The following is a 19,957-nucleotide window of genomic DNA, read 5'->3' as shown; positions in this document are numbered from 1 at the left end:
CAGCATCTACGATCTCCAGTTTAAAAGCTAAACTGTAATCTTTTTGGGTCTTTCTTTGATAACCCTTAACTTCCTGTTCTTTCATTTGTTAACACTTTTTGTGTCAACCTATTTTAGGACGTTACAATAAGAACTTATTAAAAGCCTCGGCAACTGTAAAAGTGCCGAGGCTTTTTTGTGCCATGATGCACATTGTCGTTCTGTTGTGGTCCGATCAAGGCAAATGTTTAACAATTGGCCGATCAGTATTAAGTATATGCTACGATAAGCTGAACCGATAAACACCCGACGGCAATTCAACCACCGATCTTTCATTCGTTTGCTTTACGGTCATATTTTTACCTGCGGCATCCTTGGCTTTGGTTTTCCCGGATGGCAAGACGAAAGTTGCCGAGGTGTTAGCCGGGACCTCTACCAGTATTTGCAGCGTTCCGTCAGCATTGCGTTTCCATTCAGATCTAATTTTACCGTACAGGCTATTGTAGGCCGACTTGCAGTAGGTTAGATCGGTAACAGCGCTTGGGGCTACTACGAAATGTTGAAACCCATCAGCGCCGGGCTTGATGCCGCCCAAGGCCGTGTAAAACCACTCTACCACACTACCGAACATGGGGTGGCAATGTGAGCCGGCACTGTCCCAGGCCTCCCACAGGGTGCTGTTCTTAGCATCTAACAGATAGCCAAAACCTACGCCGGTTTGCTGGTTCATGATCTTGTAGGCGATATCATTACGGTCGTTTTGCGATAGTACTTTTAACATTAAGGGCGTACCCAATATGCCGGTATCAAAATGATAGTTCAGTTTCTCCAGGTGGTTCAATAAGGAATTGAAAACATCTTTGCGTGATCCGTCAGGCACCAGATCAAATGCCAGCGCAAACACATCCGCACCTTGCCTGCCTTGCCAGTAGGTTTTTTTATCTGCGTGGTAATAGGCTTTGTTAAAATTGACCTTGATCTGCCCCGCCAACTGATCGAACATAGCGCGGTCATCGTCTTTACCCAGCAGTTTTGCTACCTTGCTCATCGTTGCGGTTACGTGGTGGTAATAGGCAGTGTTCACTAATGGCTCGGGTACCTCCACTCCTGTCGGTGTACACCAATCGCCCAGGCACCAGCCGTTGGGTTCTTCGCGGGTGATCAGGCCGTCTTTGTTGGTGCGGGTGCTCAGGTAGGTCACCCATTGTTTCATCCCTTGGTAATGTTTGCTCAGCATGGCTGCATCGCCATAATATTGATAATATAACCAGGGCATAATTACATAAGCCGATCCCCAGGCCGGGCCGCCACCGCCGCCACCGAAAGGCGCGGTATGGGTGACAAAGCCTGTCTTTTTGTTGCGGGCATCATCTATATCATCAAACCATTTGCTATAAAATTGCGGCAGGTCAAAAGATAACATAGCGCTCTCCATAGCCACCTGCCCATCGCCGGTATAGCCCAGGCGTTCGCGGTGCGGACAATCGCTGCTGATGCTGCCGTGCATATTGGCCAACTGGGTCTTTAAATACGCGGTATTGATCTTATTGAGGAATGGGTTAGAACACTCGAATGTTCCGTTCGGCTGCACATCAGTATGTACATCCATCACCCTGATACTTTCGGCATTTAAGGCAACATCCTTGCTGGTCACCTCTATCACCCTAAAGGCATGCCAGGTAAATTTGGGCTGCCAGGTCTCGGGTACTCCACCGTTTAAAATGTAAGTATCTATCTGGCCGTAATCCTCGCCTTCCTCGCTAATGTAGCGCAACTTCGTACGGTCGCCGGCCTTACCTTTTACGGTGATGCTTGCCCAACCGGATACGGTCTCGTTAAGGTGATACCTGTAAACCGAGTCGCGGGTCTTACCTTCAAAAGTCGGGGTCAATGTGCGGGTCACCTTATCAAAAGGGGCCAATTGTGGATGCAGCGCACCTGTAGGCGGCTTTACGTAGATAGCGGGTTTCCAATTGGCATCGTTATAACCCGGCTTGTCCCATGCGCCGAGATAGAGTCGGGCATCATACTGTTCGCCGCTGAAGATGCCGTCTTTTAACAGCGGACCGGTAGTGGTTTTCCAGCTATCGTTAGATGCAATGACCTGTTTGGTGCCATCGGTGTACGTAACTTCTAACTGAAAGATGAGCTTGGGCAGATCATACCACATATTGCCTTCAACCGTGCGGTCGCGCTGGTTGTACCAGCCGTTGCCAAGCAGTATGCCAATGGCGTTATCCTTTTGCGCGATGTTGGCCGTTACATCAAAACTATTGTACAGCACTCGCTGGGTCGATTGGTCATCATAAGGATAAAGCAGTTTGGTAAGTGGCCGAACATCATAATTGGTGACCGCCGGGGCCAACACCTGATCGCCTATTTTTTTGCCATTGATATAAAGCTCGTAAAAGCCCAAGCCGCTTACATACACGGTTGCCTGCTTTACTTTTTTGCCTGCCGTAAAAGCCTTACGAAAGTATGGCGCAGGATAAGTAGCTGTAGAATTTGGGGTAGGGTTTTCCATAGCGCCAATCCATTTGGCTTGCCAGTCGGCGGGGTTTAACAGGCCCATTTGCCATTGGGTTGCGGCGCTCCAGGCGGTCGGGCGGCCTTGCTCGTCCCATACCATCACCTTCCAATAAACCTTTTGGCGCGACTTTAGCACCTTACCCTTATAAAGCACCTGTATCGAATTAGCCGACGGCACTTTGCCGCTGTCCCAGATGTCTCCTTTGTTTTGGGCCAGTAAAGCGGCACTACCTGCGACAAGAACACGGTAAGCTCGTTGCGCCTTCCCCTGCTGTGTCGAAACCATCTGCCAGCTCAAAGCCGGATGGTCAGCCTCAATGGTCGGGTTGATCAGCTGATCGCATTTAAGATTTTGGATCTTGACCTGCATGTCAGCACTAATGATCTGCCGGGCCAGCAAAGGGGCGGGTACAAGCACAAACGAACAAAGACAAACAAAGAGATAGTTGAGATACCGTATCATATTAGCGTAGATGTAGGGATATAACCCAAGTACTTGGCATGCGCCGAAGCCTTAGGTTTATAATTGGTTACACAATGATACTTTTTGTTAAGGGAAAGGGCAACCCTAACTGTCTTGGGGGGATTAAAGTTACGTTTTGCTAGACTTCGATAAAAAGGGGAACGTAAGTGTAAATGTCTTAATGTGTTTACTATGACAATATTTATAAGCATCAAAGAAACTAAATATAGCTGACGCGAATTATTCTATAGCGTTTAAGTTTAAATCTATAATCGTTTCTTGCCCAAAAGGTATAAATACAGAAGTCACGTTGCCGGGAGAAATTAATCCACCATTAACTTTGGTACTTACAATTTTGTATCTATCGTCATCCAATTCGAATTTGTAGTTTCCACTTAACAAATGTGAAATGGCATAGCCATTAGAGCTTGAATAAACCACCTCTTGATTGGTTACCCAACTTGGGAAATCTAAACCCGCGGATCCTAGTTTGGATGGAATAGCCACTATTTTAATTTTCAAATCCGATATGATGTTTTCATTATAAAGCGGACGTAATGTAACACGGCTTTCGAATATACTTTGAGATTTCGATTGCAACAAATCGGATTTTTTTAAAAAATCATTCCCATTTAATTCGGAAGTAAAAGTAGAGGTTGACGTGCCAGCAAAATATCCCAATGGTATATTTTTATCGGCTTTTTTTGACCATTCTGACAAATTAGTGTAACTGGAAAAATCTGTCACTATATCTGAATTAGCCTTTTGCTTTTTATATTGGTCAAGGTATGTCGTTAGTTTACCCAGCGTAATTTGAAATGTTTTTGAATTGATTTGCTTCTCTGAGATATAAGTATAATATAATGCATTGTAAGTTGAATCTACTTTGTTACGAGAAGTTTTAAGTGATGAATTTTCGATCCGCTGTTGATTAACGACATTAGTTAATTCGATTAAAATAAGCTCTCTTTTTCGCAATGTATCATAGGCCAATTTCAATTGCCTTTCTTTATCGTATAAACTGTCTGATTTTTTTGTGTTATCGAGTGTTATTTGATTGTTGTGTATTTCAGCTAAAGGTATCACATAAAAAGCTACTGCGGTCCACGCAATTAACGTCCCTAAAAAAATAGACCAAAATTCTTTCTTTTGATAAATTAGCTTAGACTGTTGTTTTTTTAGTTCTTTGGCTTCTAAATCCAATTTGCGTTTTTCAGCCTTCGCTTTATTTGCTTCAGCAATAAGTTTTTCCTTTTCCGCTAACTTAATTTGCTGCTCAAGAGTTAATTCCGTTTCTTCCATTAAAAAACAATAGATTATTTTTATCTATATTTCAAGGTCCGAGGTTTAAAATAACATCCCTAACTTAAAACTTAAACGATTGACAGTTAAAACTATTAAAATACGTTTAAGCTTCTTAGCTTTTGTAAAAGTCTTACAAAACTTCTCAATGTTTCTGTACTGGATTGCTCAAGGCCGTCTGGATCGAAATGCATAATATTATTTCTAATATCTCTAACACTATCGAGCAAAGTGCAAAATGCCTTTCGGTCTATGCTTAATCCCAGTTTATTCCATATTTCTTGATTCTGACAAAGTCTCAGGTATTCACCAAAATTTAAATCGGCAACAGTATCTACTTTTCTGTTTACATCTCGTTCATCCTTCCCGTTGGCTAATTCTTCCTTGCTCAATTTCATTAGAATTTGCCTGACGTGATTTTCGATCTCAGCGACAAGTAAAAAAGGTTCGGTCAATTGCTTAAATTGTAAACTTAAGTCACTCGCAGTGACAATCCCACAAATTTCCTTTTCTCTGTTCTGAATCAAAACATAATCATGTTCAATAATACCTGGTAAAGCTTTAAACAGGGATGTTTCAGAAGAGATAAGTTGATAATTTGTATCCATCAAGTTTCGTACTTTACTGTCGACTTTCCCAACCGCAAGCTTCTGTCCAATTGATTGCCAGCTAATTACACCCTTTAAATCCCTTTTCGCATGCTGCATTACTGGCAATTGTGAGAAGTCGTAAGTCATCATCAGCGTGACAGCCTCCATTAGTTCGCCATCTGGCTTAACAAAAATTAAATCTTTGTTAGCAGCTTCCAAACGTGATATTCTATAGGTGGGATCATCTAAATTCAGCAATTCGTCAGTTAGTTTCTCTGGTCTAATTTCAACTTGTTTATCATCGGCTTCTATTGTGGAAGCTTGCGTAACTTGTGATAGAGTGCCTTTTTTTCGAAATTCTATCAACCCGTCGATATAAGCACTGTTAAAATCTGGAAATGTTTCCAGTTTTTGGTTCGCAAGTGCCTCTCTGATGGTTTTAACCACGTACCATCCACGCCGTTGCGAATTCCAAAACCAACTTAGAAAGGTTCTTACACTGATTGGCTCAATTGACTCATTTTTATCAAGCCTGCTTCGAACCTCTTTGAGCTTGTCTGGGATGTACATTTTTTATAAGATATTAGGCTCTAATATACCGTTTATAATAATATTTTAGATTATTTACTAAGTGGCACTTTGCCAAATGTATTAGGTCTCCCACAACAAAAAAAGGCGCTAACGCGCCTTTCCATATCTTATAACCAGAGGGCCTAAAACAACCCCTCAATGATCTTATCAGCCGTCAGCCCTTCCGCCTCGGCGTGGTAACTGCGGACGATACGGTGGCGCAGGATAGGTTTGGCTATCGCCTGCACATCCTCGATATCTGGAGAGTATTTACCGCTGATCACAGCGTGGCATTTAGCACCCAGGATCAAGAATTGTGATGCCCGCGGGCCTGCGCCCCAGTTCAGCATTTTCTTTACCTGTGGCGTGGCTAACTCGCCTTGCGGGCGTGTTTTGCCTACCAGTTTAACGGCGTACTCCAGCACGTTATCGGCAACCGGGATGTTACGTACTAACTGTTGGAAATAAACGATCTGCTCGGCGTTCAATATTTTGTCAACCGATGGTTTAAGCGAGCTGGTGGTGTTCTTCACCACTTGCAGTTCCTCGGCAAAGGTTGGGTAATCTAACGATACGTTGAACATAAAGCGGTCCAGCTGCGCTTCGGGCAGTGGATAGGTACCTTCCTGTTCGATCGGGTTTTGGGTTGCTAACACAAAAAATGGCTGGGCCAGTTTATGGGTCACGCCGGCGGCGGTAACCGCTTTCTCCTGCATGGCCTCTAACAAGGCAGCCTGGGTTTTAGGCGGCGTACGGTTGATCTCGTCGGCCAGGATAATGTTGCTGAATATCGGTCCGCGGATGAACTTAAAGTTACGGTCCTCGCCCAATATCTCCGACCCTATAATATCCGACGGCATCAGATCGGGCGTGAATTGGATCCGGTTAAAGTCCAGGTCCAACACCTGCGCTACGGTTTGTACCAGCAAGGTTTTAGCCAGCCCGGGCACACCCACCAACAGGCAATGCCCGTTACTGAATACCGATATCAAAACCGACTTCACCACATCATCCTGCCCAATAATAACTTTCCCTATTTCGGTCCGTATTTTTTCAAAAGCATTTTTTAAAGCGTCGGCCGCTTCAACGTCGGTGTGGTGTTGCATAGGTTTATGTAGATATTATGGTTTAGCTTGCGCGGTAGTAGTGGTTACCCAATCCTTTAACGAGTTGCAGGTTTGGAATTCGGCATCAATGCGGATATAAGTATCCTTACGTTTTTTCTCGAACCATTGGCTCACCGTACGGTTTATCTTGTTCTCAAAAGCAAGCTCTTTCAGCTTAGGGAAATCCTGATCCAAATTAGCTTTGTGCGCGTCGGTAACAGATTTAAGGTAAAGCAATTTGTAAGACTTATGACCATCCTGCGAGGTGATCAGCACCGGTTTTGATATTTGGCCAACCTTCATGGTGTCAACCACAAGGGCAACCTGCGGGTCTAACAACTCGGTAGGGATATAGGTAGTACGTGCGTTCACGTTCTGCGCGTTCAGCATCATACCGCCATTAAATTTGGTCTCTTTACTGTCAGAGTAAAAAGCCGCCGCGTTAGAAAAATCTATCTTTTTATTACCGATCAGTTGTTTAAACACACTATCGGCTTTGCTTTTAGAGCGATCTAAACTGCTCTCGGTGATAGACGGCATGATCAGGATGTGGCGGGCGTGCACCTGCTCGCCGCGGCGCTCGATCACCTGGATCAGGTGGAAACCAAAATCGGTCTCGATCACTTGCGATAGTTCGCCGGCTTTCATTTTAAAGGCCGCCGCGGTAAACTCTTTTACCATTTGGGCGCGGTCAAAAAAGCCAACATCACCACCATCAACGGCCGATGCCGCATCCTGCGAGTAAACGCGGGCCAGCTTACCAAAGTCCTCGCCGTTCTTCACACGCTGGCGTATGGCTTCAAGCTTATCTTTATACTCCTGTTTTTCCTCTTTGCTTAAAGCAGGGGTAAAAACGATCTCGCCCACCTCAACCTCTTTGCTGTAAACAGGCAGGCTGTCCTTAGCTATGGCATCGTAAAAATGTTTCACATCCTGCGGGCTAACATTCACCCTTTCGGTGATCTTTTGCTGCATGCGCTGGGCGGTCAGCATCTCGCGGATGTCGGGGCGTATCTCATCCTGGTACTGTATGGTCGATCTTTTTAAGAACGCCTCTAACTTTTCCTGGCCACCGGCACGTTGTTTCATAATGCGCATACGGCGGTCAACCTCAAAGTCAACATCCTCGTCCTTAACGGTAACACTATCAATAACGGCCTGTTGGGCCAATAATTTTTGGGTAAGCTGGTGTTGCAGCAACTGGCATTTCATATCGGGCGGCAAGCCGTTAGCGCCGGCCTCGTAAATATACCGGGCATAGTCCGATTCGATATTCGATTGCAAAATAATGCCATTGCCCACAACTGCTACCACTTTATCCAGCACACGCTGTTGGGCACTTGCTGCCGATGTGATAAACATTAAACCTAAAATGGCTGCGCCTAATTTCTTCATTCTCTTCTCTAAAAAACACTTAAGCCCGGGGCTTAATACAAAGCTCCGAATTTCGTAAATAAAATTGAACCTTAAGCTATAACAATGTTAATACATTAATATTATACTTAATACTGCGAATATGCTGATAAAGCTTGGGCCAGATCCCGTACTTTTGGTTAAAATTTGTTAAATATGATAGCCGAAAGCCCGCTGGCGCTTGCCTACATCCTGCCCGATGACGTCTTTTTTTTAAAGGATGACAGACAAGCCGCGGCCCTGAACGCCACTGCAATAGCCGAAAGCACTGCCGCAGAACCGGTGGCCGCCTACCAGGCGCCCGAACCGGTGGCCGACGCTCCTGCAACGCCAGCAGCCCCGCAAGTTATCGAAAGACCGGCCGAGCCGACGGTCAGCATCCCGGCCATCACGCCACCGGTCGCAGCCCAAACAAGTGCACCAGCTGCCGCGACTGCACCTGCTACTCCAATCACTCAAGACTTTAAATACCAGGGCAACTTTAACCAAAAGTTCCTCATCGTTGTACATTACCCCGGTCAGGACGGGATGGATGCGCCGCATTTTGCCGCGTTAGAGAGAACCATTAAACGCAAGGAAATGAGCATGGATGATGTGGCGATATTTAACATAGCCAATTATCCCGGTACCGACCTGAAAGCCATCGCCCGTTTTTTTAAACCCATGCGCATGCTGCTGTTGGGTAAGGATGCCTTCCCGATAGGTCTGGTGCCGCAACCCTTTAACCAGCTGACCATGTTAGGTAAATGCCACCTGCTTTACAGCGATAGCTTTAAAGATATGATGGGCAATAAAGACAAAGTGAAAGCCTTTTGGGAACAAATGAAACTGCTATAAACATGCCCCGCCAATTAGTATTTGCAACCAATAACCGCCACAAGCTTGACGAGGTTTCGGCCAAGATAGGCGACCAATTTCAACTGTTGACGCTAAGTGATATTGGCTGCACCGCCGATATTGAAGAGACCGGCGTAACCTTTGCTGAGAACGCATCCATCAAAAGCCGTTTTATTTACGACACCTACGGCATGGACTGCTTTGGCGACGACAGCGGCCTGGAAATAGATGCGCTTAACGGCGCCCCGGGCGTGTATTCGGCAAGGTACTCGGGTGTACATGGCGACCATGCGGCCAACATTGCCAAGGTACTGCAAAATATGGAAGGTGTTACCGACCGTAAAGCCCGTTTCCGCACGGTGATATCGCTGGTGATGAATGGCATGGAATACTTTTACGCCGGATCGGTAGAAGGCACTATCCGCACCGAAATATCAGGAGATGGCGGCTTTGGTTACGACCCGATATTCCAGCCCGATGGTTACGATATCACCTTTGCCGAAATGAGCATGGAAGAGAAGAACGCCATTAGCCACCGTGGCAGGGCGATGGAGATGTTGATCGAATTTTTGAAGGGCTTACAGGTTATTTAACCACAGAGGTTACAAAGGACACAAAGATCGCATCGTAACGATCGCCTTTGTGTATCCTCCCCCTCTGTTGCTTTGTGGTAAAATTCAAAGCAACGCCTACCGCAATTGCCTAAAGAACCAAACAGCGACCGCTACCATCACCACCACACCGATAGCGAGTAGTATTTTATTATTAAGTTTGGCTGCATCTGTCTTGGCTGATAGTAGGGCAACAAATACCCACACATTCCAGCACACCACAAACAAGGTAAAACAGCCACTGTAAACCAGTTCGGACAGGTCGTATCCACCGCCGCCTATGCTGCTGCCTTCTTTTTGCCATGGGTATAAAGTGCAGAATAGGATCAGCGCGGGAACTGTCAGTACGGTCAGTTTTAGGATGAGTTTTCCGGTCTCGGTCATGGTAATTAAGGTTTGTTTTTGCGCCATGCGTCAAGGCTTAACTCGGTATCGGCAGACCCGTCGTAAAACCTGATCTGATATTTTGGATAAACATATACGCGAAACATGTACAGGCGCGAAAAATGGTCCTCGTCGCGTGTGCCGGTCTCTACCAGGTAATATTCTTTTTCGTCGGTCGGGCGTTCGGCTATGCCTATCTGTTCGGCGTTAGCCTGTACTTCGGGCAGGGCTTTAATATCGGTGATCACTTGCTCTTCGCTTACCGGTGCAGCGAAAGGGTTACCGCTAACCTGCTTAATAGCTTTTAGTCTTTTTCCTGCGTATTTAGTTTCCCCTTCGCCGGCTTCGGATAGCGAGTCGGCGAACCATTTTACCTCGACCAATTTATTGCGGAATTTGGCGGGGATCTGGTCGGTAGTTACTAATAGTACGGAATCTTTTTTAGCGTTGATGAACATGCCGTACCAATAGTCAAAGTTACCTTCAAAGTGGAGGTATTGCAGTGTGTCGGTATGCAGTTGTATATAAGCTGTAGCAGCAGTTTTTGCCGGGACCGATGCGTTGGTATCTTTTTCAATCATATCGGGCCGTTTACTATCGCAGGCGGCAAGCAAGATCACTAAAGCAAAACAGTAGGAAAATTTCATAGGCAATATAGCATAGGCAGATGCCGACTAAAGCGCAAAAACTGTACCGATATCCTCGCTAATGCCTGCAATACCATGGTCAATGAAAGTAGCCCTTCATTTTTTAAGGACATTGATCTGATCACTTTTTTTAAACTCAAACCAGCCCGGTCCTATTTGCTTATAGGCAAATACACAATCTTTCCGTTTGTAGGTGATCATTGTGCCGTCATTCGCACGGCCCAGGTCGGCAAAGTAAATAGCGTTTTTCACTTCCGTGTATCCGGCTAATTCACCTTTATTAAAAAACAGCAGCACAGAAATATCATCCCTACTTCGGATGCCGGTATCGCTCAATTCTGCGGACGCTTTGGTCCATTCACCTTCCTCCCTATCGGCATTAGTGTATGGCGGCACGATATAGAGGGTATCCCACTCAAATGCGTTGAACCGGTTCAATGATAGAACACTATCCTTTTGGGTGACGTTCGCTTTTAAAAAGTTGGTTATTTTAGTATTCGGCTGCTTGGCGCATGCAGCGATGACTAAGGTAAGCAGGATGAAGAGGGTCTTTTTCACTGGTGATGAGGTTTATTTGATGGGCTAAATACGCTTGTTTGATAATGAACAGCATCGCTTGTTACAAGCTTGTGATCCGTTTTTGCGGTTTTTTATTCGCTGAAGAGAGCTGCTTTATTTGAATATGACGATAGAGATCAAAACACCTGTTACCAACGAAAAAGTGCAGGAAGCTTTGGAAATGCTATCTAAAGAGGCTGGAAAAACATCTCTGCGTCAACATTTCGGTAAATTAAAAAGAGATATCGATAGTCTCGACTATCAAAAAAAGCAACGGTCTTGAGATCCTATGAGCGAGTCTATTTTACGCCACAAAAAAAGCGGCCCTAAAGCCGCTTTCCATATCTATTAAAACCTTTAACCTTTCGCCTCTAACCTTTTACCTACTACTGCTTCGGCATCCTGCGCATCATGTTGGCCATGGCTGCAGGGTTACTCATTTGTTTCATCACTTTGCGCATGTCCTCAAACTGCTTGATCAGGCGGTTAACTTCGGTCATGTCCGTGCCCGAGCCTTTGGCTATGCGGTTACGACGGCTTTGGTTGATGCTGTCGGGGTTCTCTTTCTCAAATGGGGTCATCGACTGGATGATGGCTTCAATGGCTTTAAACGCATCGTCTTTCACCTCTACGTCTTTCATCATTTTGCCAACGCCGGGTATCATGCCCATCAGATCTTTCATGTTACCCATTTTTTTGATCTGTTGGATCTGCCCGTAAAAGTCGTTAAAGTCGAACTTGTTCTTGCGGATCTTCTTTTGTAGTTCGGCAGCTTCTTTCTCGTCGAACTGCTGTTGCGCACGTTCAACCAAGGAAACCACGTCACCCATGCCCAGGATACGCGATGCCATACGATCCGGGTGGAAAACGTCCAGCGCTTCCATCTTTTCGCCCGTACCAATGAACTTGATCGGCTTATTCACTACCGACTTGATCGATAGCGCCGCGCCACCACGGGTGTCACCGTCCAGCTTGGTCAGCACCGCACCGGTAAAGTCCAAACGATCGTTGAATACTTTGGCGGTATTCACAGCATCCTGACCGGTCATGGCGTCGACAACGAACAATATCTCGTGCGGGTTAACCGCGGCTTTTACCTGCTCTATCTCCACCATCATGGCCTCGTCTATAGCTAAACGACCGGCGGTATCAATGATCACTACATTGTTGCCTTGCTGCTTGGCCAACGCCACACCCTCGCGGGCAATAGCTATCGGGTCTTTCGACTCCAGGTTAGCATACACCGGTATACCGATCTGCTCGCCCAGAACTTGCAACTGGGTTACCGCAGCCGGGCGGTAAACGTCGCCGGCGACCAATAATGGTTTCTTGTTCTTTTGGGTCTTTAAAAAGTTGGCCAGCTTACCGCTGAAAGTGGTTTTACCCGCACCGTTCAAACCCGCGATCAGGATCACGGTCGGCGTAGCTGGGAAGGTCACTTCAGATGTACTGCCACCCATCAGGGCGGTCAACTCATCGTTCATGATCTTGGTCAGCAACTGACCCGGAGAGATCGATGTTAATACGTTCTCGCCTAAAGCCTTGGTCCTTACCTCGTCGGTAAAGGTTTTGGCCGTTTTATAATTAACGTCTGCGTCCAAAAGGGCCTTGCGGATCTCCTTCATGGTCTCGGCCACGTTTATCTCAGTAATAGTGCCTTGCCCTTTCAGGACCTTGAACGCCCTGTCGAGCTTATCGGATAAATTCTCGAACATTATATGTCAGTACTTTAAATATCAAAAATTGCGGATACAAAGGTATCAATTTGCGCGGATATGGTGAAAGTATGTTTACACATTTAGATGAATTGAATATATACCTATTTACACAAAGTTCGCTATAAATGTAATTAAGTGATTATTTTTGAGCCGATGATAGGCAAAGAATTTAAGTCGCTTGATGAATTGAACGACTATTTTGCTGATGAGCAAACATGCATCGACTATTTAGCGCGGCTAAGGTGGGGAGGGAATGTAGTGTCGCCATTTGATGCCGCCTCAAAAGTGTACAAATGTAAGGGCAATAAGTACCGCTGTAAAAACACAGGGCGATACTTTAACGCCCGTACAGCTACTATTTTTGATAACACAAGGATACCACTAAGCCAATGGTTTGCTGCTATATACTTGTTTACACAAGGTCAAAAGCCAATTACGTCCGTGCAGCTAAGTAAGTATTTGTCGGTCACTCAAAAAACGGCTTGGCTGATGATACAGCGGATCAAATTTCTTTTGAGAAATTAAACTAAAATTTTTAGCTTTATTGCATTGGCGTTGTGCACCGATCACAATATACCCCTTTCATAAATATGGACAATAAGATACAGGAATCAGACTTTATATTTTATCGTGGTGATGATGGTAACATCCATGCCCAGGTCATTTTAGGCGACGATACCGTTTGGGTATCGCAAAAAAACATGGCTGAGATATTTGGGGTGACCGTGCCTACGGTGAATTATCATTTATCCGAAATATTTAAAAGCGAAGAGTTGACCGAAAATTCAGTTATTAGAAAAATTCGAATAACTGCCAATGACGGGAAGGATTATCTGACGATCTTTTATTCTTTGGATGTGATCATTGCGGTAGGTTATCGGGTCAATTCATACAGGGCCACCAAATTCAGGCAATGGTCGTCGCGTATCCTGAAAGAGTATCTGGTGAAGGGGTTTGTGATGGACGATGAGCGCCTGAAACAAGGCAACAAACTTTTTGGCAAAGATTATTTTAAAGAGCTATTAGAACGGATAAGGGACATCCGCGCGTCGGAACGGATGTTTTACGAGAAGATACGCGATCTGTATGCCGAGAGTGTGGACTATGATAAACACGACCCTGCCACGCATAAGTTCTTCGCTAAAGTTCAAAACAAAGTAGAGTATGCTGTTGTCGGCCGTACTTCGGCTGAGACTATCCGGCTACAGGCAGACGCCACCATGCCCAACATGGGTCTGCGCACATGGAAGAACATTAACAAGGACGGCAAGATCCAGAAGTCGGATATTGTTGTCGCAAAAAACTATTTTAACCAGGATCAGATCCGCGATCTTAACAATTTGGTCAACATGTTCCTTGATTTTGCAGAATTGCAGGTACAGCGGAAAAAAGTGATGAAAATGGTGGACTGGGAAAAACGCCTGGACGATTTTCTGAACTTCAACGAATTTGCCGTGTTGCCAAATGCCGGTAATATAAGTAAAGAACAGGCCGATAAACACGCTGCGTTAGAATACGAAAAGTATAAAAAGCTATCGGTTCAGGAAGACAGCTTTAGCGAGATCAGCGACACCATAAAAAAAGGCGGAGCACTCCCGTCAGAAACGGAAATGTTTAAAGTGGAGGACGGTCAGTTATCCGACTTCGACAAAAAGATCAAAGCGGCGCTGACCACCAAGCCAATGCCGCTAAAAAAGCCAAAAGATAAAAACTGAAAATCTGCGATCAAGAAGTCATGCTTTCCGGTAATGAACTATGATCTATGAACCATCACCCATGAACTCAAAGCCCTCCCTACGGGAACCGATACACGATCCCCATCCCCATATTCTCGGTATATTGGGGTTTGGGTTGCTGGTCCTTATCGTAAATGGCGGTGCCGTTAATGGTCACGCTGATCAGTCTATTTACGGTAGCGGTTATAGTAGCATCCAAACGGTGGTCGATATTAGCGACCAACCCGCGGCCGTAAGGTAAGAAAGCCTGGTAACGCGAGGTAAGGCGCACGTTCTGCATCAGGTTCTTTTTATACTCGGCCACCAGCTGGAATGCCAACTCGTTCTTCACGATCTTTCCGCGATCTACACCATAGTTGTTGGGCTGACGCTTGTACATGGTGGTATCCAGCACAAAGGTCTGTCGGGCCGTACCCGTACCGATCCGCAGATTGAATATATCGCCCGGCGGTACATACTGAAAACCGACCGACTCAGTAACATATCCTGGTGAGAACATGCTGGAGATCAGGATAGGTAACTGATTATTAGGATAATTGTAGCCCTTATCAAACTGCGTCTCCACCGTAACCGACCCGAAGAATATCCAGTTCTTAGATAAGCGAGTACCTATTTTATTATCAAAGAAAAGGCGGTCGTTAGTTTTGCGGGCGATCTGGCCTTTGTTGCTCAGGCGGCCGTAAACCATCCTTAACTCACTGGTAAAACTAAATGGCTGCTTGTTGTATTCGGTCTTGTAATAAAGGTCGCCGTTAAAAGCCAGCGAGCTGATACCACCGTTGCTCCAGTTGCTACTGAAAGATGACTGGGACAAGTTAACGTTCAGCGTAACCCATTTGCGCCAGTAGTTGATCTTATAGTCCAACAAGGTAACAGGGATCTCTTCCTGTTTTATTTGCGAGGGGCGCAACCGTACGGGTATAGCATTTTGCCGCGGACCGATACGATACTTGTTCAGCAAGGCGGTATCGATCTTGATGGTATCGGTTTTGACCACCTCAGCGGTCTTGATACTGTCGGGGTCTTGCGCCAGGGCGGGTATGGTGAAACAAAAGCACAAGAAAAAGAAAATTCCGGGTAATGTTTTTCGCATAGTCAGGACAAAGAAAAGGAAAAAATTAATACGATCTGATCAAAAAGGGGAATAGATGCTAACATAGCGCCCATGCTTTTTATCCACAGTGCGCTAACGCATAGACTTTTATTTAACAGAAAGGTTTGATCGGGTTATTAGGCGCAGGTTAGAAAAGACCGGCAGGCCCTATCGTCGGCGACCTGTATTTTGCTGCCCCCACCTATTTGCTATGCTCATTCCGTTGTCACCATCGCTCAAAAGATCAGCGACAATAATTTTACAAAGCCGCCGGATAAAGTGATGAAAAAAACACTCATATTTACAAAAAGCAATCGATTGCATAACGCCTAAAACATGAAAAAAACGCTACTTTTCGCATCACTTTTTTTCGTCGCCATAGCGGCCCTCGGACAAAGTAAGCACGGCAAAACATCCGCTTTCAAAAATTATAAAGGCTTGGTGATGGCCGGCTACCAAGGCTGGTTCAACGCCCAGGGCGACGGCGGCAACCGCGGCTGGAACCATTATGTATCGCGCGGAAAATTCGAGCCGGGCTTTACCAATATCGATGTATGGCCCGATGTGAGCGAATATCCAAAAACCTATAAAACGCCATTTAAACTTGCTGATGGCAGCGATGCGTATGTGTATAGCTCGCATGATGAATCATCTACCGAGGTGCATTTCCGCTGGATGAAGGAGTATGGCGTGGATGGCGTTTTTGTACAGCGCTTTATTGGCGATGTGCAGGGCACACGCGGTCGCGAGCATAATAACACCGTGTTGGGCAACGCGCTGAAGTATGCTGATAAATATGGCAGGGCGATCAGCCTGATGTATGACCTCTCGGGTATGCGGGCCGGCGGCGACTCGCTGGTGATCAAAGACTTTAAAAAGCTGATCGATAGCATGAAGCTGACCAGCCGAGGCAACAAGCAGACCTGGCTTTACCACAACGGCAAACCGCTGATAGCCGTTTGGGGTGTAGGCTTTAACGATAACCGTCGCTATGGCCTGGCCGAAGCCGAGCGCATTATCGATTTCCTGAAGAACGACCCTGTTTATGGTGGTTGCTCGGTGCTGCTTGGCGTACCCACCTACTGGCGCGACTTTGGTAACGATACCGAAAAAGACCCGCAACTGCACGATCTGTTAAAAAAGGTCGACATTATCCACCCGTGGCTGGTGGGGCGTTTTAACGAGGCATCGTACCCGAAATTTCAGAGCCGCATAGCCGAGGATATTGCCTGGTGCAAGGCCAATAAATTGGATTACGTGCCGACGGTTTTCCCGGGGTTTAGCTGGCATAATATGAATCCTAAAGCCACTCAAGACCAGATCCCGCGCAACAGGGGAAGTTTTTACTGGAAACAGATCAATGGCGCTATCAACGGCGGGGCCGAGATGATCTACGTAGCCATGTTCGATGAGGTGGACGAAGGCACGGCCATACTCAAAACATCCAAGAACCCGCCCGTTGGCTTAAGCAATTTTGTGAAGATAGAGGATGATATCCCCAACGATTACTACCTGTACCTGACCGGACAAGCCGCTAAAACTTTGCGCAAGCAGATCCCGATGCGTGATACTCCGCCACCGCCGATAAAGAAGTAGCGCCGGACTTACCACCACAAGGTGTAATGGTAGCACTGCGCTTTTTTGCCGCCCGATCTTTTGTATTTTGGCTGAAACTGAACTGATCGGCCCGGCATGGACAATAAAAGATATGGCTTTCTGGACATCGCGAAAGCGATAGGCATCTTTTTGGTGGTATGGGGCCATGCCAACCCGCCGTATGGGGTAGTGAAGCTGATCTATGCTTTCCACATGCCCCTGTTCTTTTTTGTCTCGGGCTACCTTTTCTCGTTCAGTAAGCACCCAACGGCGCGGGAATTTATATCGGTACGGGCAAGACAGTTACTGTTGCCTTACATTTTTCTGAATATCATCAGTTATCTGTTCTGGTTACTGATCAGTCGCAACTTTGGGATAGATAACGCGGCCGATGTGCCTGTATACAAACCCCTCATTGGCATGATCTACGGCAATGGTATGGACGATTATCTGCACCATTGCGTGCCGCTATGGTTCCTCACCTGCCTGTTTGTTGTAGAGGTGTTGTTTTACTTGTTGTTTAAAAACCTAAAGCAAAAGGTATTGCTACTAATTGTATTTGCCTTGCTGGCTTACGCCGACCATTACTTCGGCATTGTGAGGTTGCCCTGGGGTACCAATATCGCGCTTACCGCTATCGTATTTTACAGCGCAGGGCATATCGCTAAAGATCTATTGAATAAGGTATTGGCATCCAATAAACTGATGCTGATCGTTTTCGCTGCGATATTATTCGGAGTAATGGGCGTGATCGCCCTCCGCAATGGCGTGCCTGATATGAATGCCCGCGTTTATAACAACTATACCCTATTTATCATCGGCGCTTTCTGCGGGACGTTCGCGTTACTTTCCCTGTCGAAGTTTATCGAGCTGAGCATCCGGAATATCAGCTATATCCAATTTATATCGGTGAATACGTTGGCCATATTAGGTTTTCATAAAATGTTGGGCGAGGTGGTCAAGGGTGTGCTTGTATTCGCCTTTAAGGTCCCGGCTACGGTTTTTGCCGGGTCTGTGGTTTATAGCTTTGCGTTGAGCGTGGCCGAAATGATCTGCATGGTGCCGCTCATATTATTCATCAATGCTTATTGCCCTATCATATTAGGTAAGCGTACAAAAAAGGCGAACCAGCCCGCACATGCCTGAGGTAAGTCTGTAACAAAATACCGACGGGGTGCTCTAATTGGCAATTAAACCGTATCTTCAACACCAACCAATACCACCCATGAAAGTAAAAACCTTATTTACCATAGGCCTTAAAGCGGCCGGCATCGTCGCCCTTTGGAAATTTTTGTTCTCGCTTAGCGGCTTGGTCATGAGTTTAGGCATACTCAGCAGCGTAGGCTTTGGCATGCAAGGCAGCGGTATGATTCTGAGTATGGGCTTAAGCATGTTGTTATCTACCGGGCTAACGGGAGCTATCGCTTTTGCCTGTTTACTGGCAACAGACAGTATTTTCCGCATGCTTAATATAGATGGCGAAGAAGTGATCAACTTTGGTGCCGATAAAGCGATGATGTTCAACATCGTAGTTATCGTAGCAGCGATAGCACTGATCGTTAACGGCGCTACCGACGCGCTATTTTTTGACTATAACATCAATACCAACAATCAAACCAATATCGACAACGGTATATCACATGCTACAACCAACGTCATAAACAACCAAAGCCGACGGGTGAATTATTTTGCCTTTTTAGAGCTGATCTTAGGGGTGATGGCGATCATCCGTGTATCGGCGGTATCGGCTTGGCTGCAGTCGCGTTTTGAACCGGAGGATAAAGGCCCGCAAGAATGGCCTGATATGTATAAACAGGTTTAGGCCGGCATTATCGCCGCTTTTTTACATCGGCACTTCATATTTATTGCCAAAGCAATTAACTACCTTAGCCTAAATGGCACAATTAAGTAACGATCAGCAAATACGCCAGCTGGCCAATCTGGAGCTGCTGGCCCAGCAGGTGGTAGAGGGTTTTATTACCGGCTTGCACCAAAGCCCGTTCCACGGCTTTTCGGTAGAGTTTGCCGAGCACCGCCTGTATAACAGCGGCGAATCGGTAAAAAATATCGACTGGAAACTTTTTGCCCGTACCGATAAGCTATTTGTTAAGCAGTTTGAAGAGGAAACCAACCTGCGCAGCTACCTGCTGCTGGATACCTCGTCATCGATGAACTTCCCCGAAAAAGGGCTGAGCAAGTTGCAATTCTCGGTGTATGCCATCGCCTCGTTAATGTACCTGTTCAAAAAACAGCGCGATGCTTTTGGTTTATGCTTATTCTCGGATAAAGTAGACCGTTTAAGCGCGGCCCGATCTACCACCTCGCACATGTTCTACCTGTTCGCCGAGTTAGAAAAAGCTTTTAACGAGCCGAAAGAGAACAACCTGACCAACATAGCCGACGTACTGCACCACGTTGCCGAGGATGTTCACCAACGATCGCTGATCATTATTTTTAGCGACATGCTGGAGAACAGCCTGAACCAGGACAAAATGCAAGCCCTGTTCGCCGCCATCCAACACTTAAAATACCGCAAGCACGAGGTGGTGATCTTTAACGTGAGCGATAAAAAGAAAGAGCTTGATTTTGACTTTGATAACCGCCCGCACCATTTTATCGATATGGAAAGCGGACAGGAAATGAAGGTGCACCCCGGTCGTATCCGCGAAGCTTACCGTGCTGCTTTGGATGACTATCGCCATCAATTGGAACTGAAATGCGCCCAATACCATATCGACCTGATCGATGCCAACATACATGATGGCTATAACCAGATCCTGAAAGCTTATCTGGTGAAACGGGCAGCCATGAAATAATTAGAGACC

At 46.1% G+C, this 19,957-nt stretch carries 19 protein-coding genes; 9 read left to right on the top strand and 10 right to left on the bottom strand.

Translation table 11 applies throughout. The features are described from left to right. Positions 1-259 precede the first annotated feature (259 nt). The 5 genes from IRJ16_RS07470 to IRJ16_RS07450 all read right to left on the bottom strand — a co-directional run bounded on the left by IRJ16_RS07470 (position 260) and on the right by IRJ16_RS07450 (position 7,934). Positions 260-2,926 (bottom strand): family 78 glycoside hydrolase catalytic domain, encoded by a 2,667-nt coding sequence (locus tag IRJ16_RS07470; protein ID WP_290246080.1) that lies wholly within the window; start codon positions 2,924-2,926, stop codon positions 260-262. A 285-nt stretch (positions 2,927-3,211) separates the two neighbouring features. Beyond that, on the bottom strand, positions 3,212-4,273 hold the full coding sequence (locus IRJ16_RS07465) for a hypothetical protein (RefSeq protein ID WP_194110896.1): 1,062 nt from the start codon (positions 4,271-4,273) through the stop codon (positions 3,212-3,214). A gap of 95 nt (positions 4,274-4,368) precedes the next feature. Beyond that, a complete protein-coding gene (locus tag IRJ16_RS22850) occupies positions 4,369-5,433 on the bottom strand; it encodes a CBS domain-containing protein (RefSeq protein WP_228079921.1) in 1,065 nt (354 codons plus the stop codon). A gap of 143 nt (positions 5,434-5,576) precedes the next feature. Next, on the bottom strand, positions 5,577-6,539 hold the full coding sequence (locus tag IRJ16_RS07455; protein ID WP_194110895.1) for an AAA family ATPase: 963 nt from the start codon (positions 6,537-6,539) through the stop codon (positions 5,577-5,579). Between the two features lie 15 nt (positions 6,540-6,554). Next, on the bottom strand, positions 6,555-7,934 hold the full coding sequence (locus IRJ16_RS07450) for a peptidylprolyl isomerase (protein ID WP_194110894.1): 1,380 nt from the start codon (positions 7,932-7,934) through the stop codon (positions 6,555-6,557). A gap of 174 nt (positions 7,935-8,108) precedes the next feature. Here IRJ16_RS07450 and IRJ16_RS07445 point away from each other — a divergent pair, with 174 nt between their 5' ends. Together IRJ16_RS07445 and rdgB are read left to right on the top strand one after the other, a co-directional pair. Continuing rightward, the gene (locus IRJ16_RS07445) at positions 8,109-8,789 is read left to right on the top strand and encodes a hypothetical protein (RefSeq protein WP_194110893.1); all 681 of its coding nucleotides are present in this window, start codon (positions 8,109-8,111) and stop codon (positions 8,787-8,789) included. A gap of 2 nt (positions 8,790-8,791) precedes the next feature. Beyond that, complete coding sequence (gene rdgB / locus IRJ16_RS07440) at positions 8,792-9,382, top strand: RdgB/HAM1 family non-canonical purine NTP pyrophosphatase (protein ID WP_194110892.1); 591 nt, start codon at positions 8,792-8,794, stop codon at positions 9,380-9,382. A 96-nt stretch (positions 9,383-9,478) separates the two neighbouring features. Here the strand turns inward: rdgB and IRJ16_RS07435 are convergent, their stop codons facing one another. The 3 genes from IRJ16_RS07435 to IRJ16_RS07425 all read right to left on the bottom strand — a co-directional run bounded on the left by IRJ16_RS07435 (position 9,479) and on the right by IRJ16_RS07425 (position 10,989). After that, entirely contained in the window at positions 9,479-9,784 is a 306-nt protein-coding gene (locus IRJ16_RS07435; protein ID WP_194110891.1) for a hypothetical protein, read from the bottom strand. A 5-nt stretch (positions 9,785-9,789) separates the two neighbouring features. Further along, positions 9,790-10,431, bottom strand: coding sequence for a hypothetical protein (locus tag IRJ16_RS07430; protein ID WP_194110890.1), 642 nt, complete (start codon positions 10,429-10,431; stop codon positions 9,790-9,792). Between the two features lie 96 nt (positions 10,432-10,527). Further along, positions 10,528-10,989, bottom strand: a complete 462-nt coding sequence (locus IRJ16_RS07425) for a hypothetical protein (protein ID WP_194110889.1) — start codon at positions 10,987-10,989, stop codon at positions 10,528-10,530. 124 nt (positions 10,990-11,113) lie between these two features. On the opposite strand from IRJ16_RS07425, the gene IRJ16_RS07420 reads away from it, so the two are divergent. After that, positions 11,114-11,272, top strand: a complete 159-nt coding sequence (locus tag IRJ16_RS07420; protein WP_194110888.1) for a hypothetical protein — start codon at positions 11,114-11,116, stop codon at positions 11,270-11,272. Between the two features lie 103 nt (positions 11,273-11,375). Here the strand turns inward: IRJ16_RS07420 and ffh are convergent, their stop codons facing one another. Then, on the bottom strand, positions 11,376-12,704 hold the full coding sequence (ffh, locus tag IRJ16_RS07415) for a signal recognition particle protein (protein WP_194110887.1): 1,329 nt from the start codon (positions 12,702-12,704) through the stop codon (positions 11,376-11,378). 156 nt (positions 12,705-12,860) lie between these two features. On the opposite strand from ffh, the gene IRJ16_RS07410 reads away from it, so the two are divergent. Next, entirely contained in the window at positions 12,861-13,232 is a 372-nt protein-coding gene (locus IRJ16_RS07410) for a transposase (RefSeq protein ID WP_194110886.1), read from the top strand. Positions 13,233-13,297: 65 nt separating this feature from the next. Continuing rightward, positions 13,298-14,422 carry a virulence RhuM family protein gene (locus IRJ16_RS07405; protein ID WP_194110885.1) on the top strand — a complete coding sequence of 375 codons (1,125 nt, stop codon included), beginning with the start codon at positions 13,298-13,300 and terminating at the stop codon, positions 14,420-14,422. Between the two features lie 79 nt (positions 14,423-14,501). Here the strand turns inward: IRJ16_RS07405 and IRJ16_RS07400 are convergent, their stop codons facing one another. Continuing rightward, positions 14,502-15,536 (bottom strand): DUF3078 domain-containing protein, encoded by a 1,035-nt coding sequence (locus IRJ16_RS07400; RefSeq protein WP_194110884.1) that lies wholly within the window; start codon positions 15,534-15,536, stop codon positions 14,502-14,504. 336 nt (positions 15,537-15,872) lie between these two features. Between IRJ16_RS07400 and IRJ16_RS07395 the strand changes: the two genes are divergently transcribed. The 4 genes from IRJ16_RS07395 (at position 15,873) to IRJ16_RS07380 (ending at position 19,948) form a co-directional block, all read left to right on the top strand. Next, complete coding sequence (locus IRJ16_RS07395) at positions 15,873-17,132, top strand: glycoside hydrolase family 71/99-like protein (RefSeq protein WP_194110883.1); 1,260 nt, start codon at positions 15,873-15,875, stop codon at positions 17,130-17,132. A 96-nt stretch (positions 17,133-17,228) separates the two neighbouring features. After that, on the top strand, positions 17,229-18,278 hold the full coding sequence (locus IRJ16_RS07390; protein ID WP_194110882.1) for an acyltransferase family protein: 1,050 nt from the start codon (positions 17,229-17,231) through the stop codon (positions 18,276-18,278). Between the two features lie 79 nt (positions 18,279-18,357). After that, positions 18,358-18,954, top strand: a complete 597-nt coding sequence (locus IRJ16_RS07385; RefSeq protein ID WP_194110881.1) for a hypothetical protein — start codon at positions 18,358-18,360, stop codon at positions 18,952-18,954. A 73-nt stretch (positions 18,955-19,027) separates the two neighbouring features. Further along, a complete protein-coding gene (locus IRJ16_RS07380; protein WP_194110880.1) occupies positions 19,028-19,948 on the top strand; it encodes a DUF58 domain-containing protein in 921 nt (306 codons plus the stop codon). The last annotated feature ends 9 nt before the right edge of the window (positions 19,949-19,957 follow it).

The sequence above is a fragment of the Mucilaginibacter myungsuensis genome, assembly GCF_015222005.1.
GTDB lineage: Bacteria > Bacteroidota > Bacteroidia > Sphingobacteriales > Sphingobacteriaceae > Mucilaginibacter > Mucilaginibacter myungsuensis.
The sequence above is the reverse complement of the archived record's forward strand: the minus strand, read 5'-3'. Positions and strand labels throughout refer to the sequence as shown.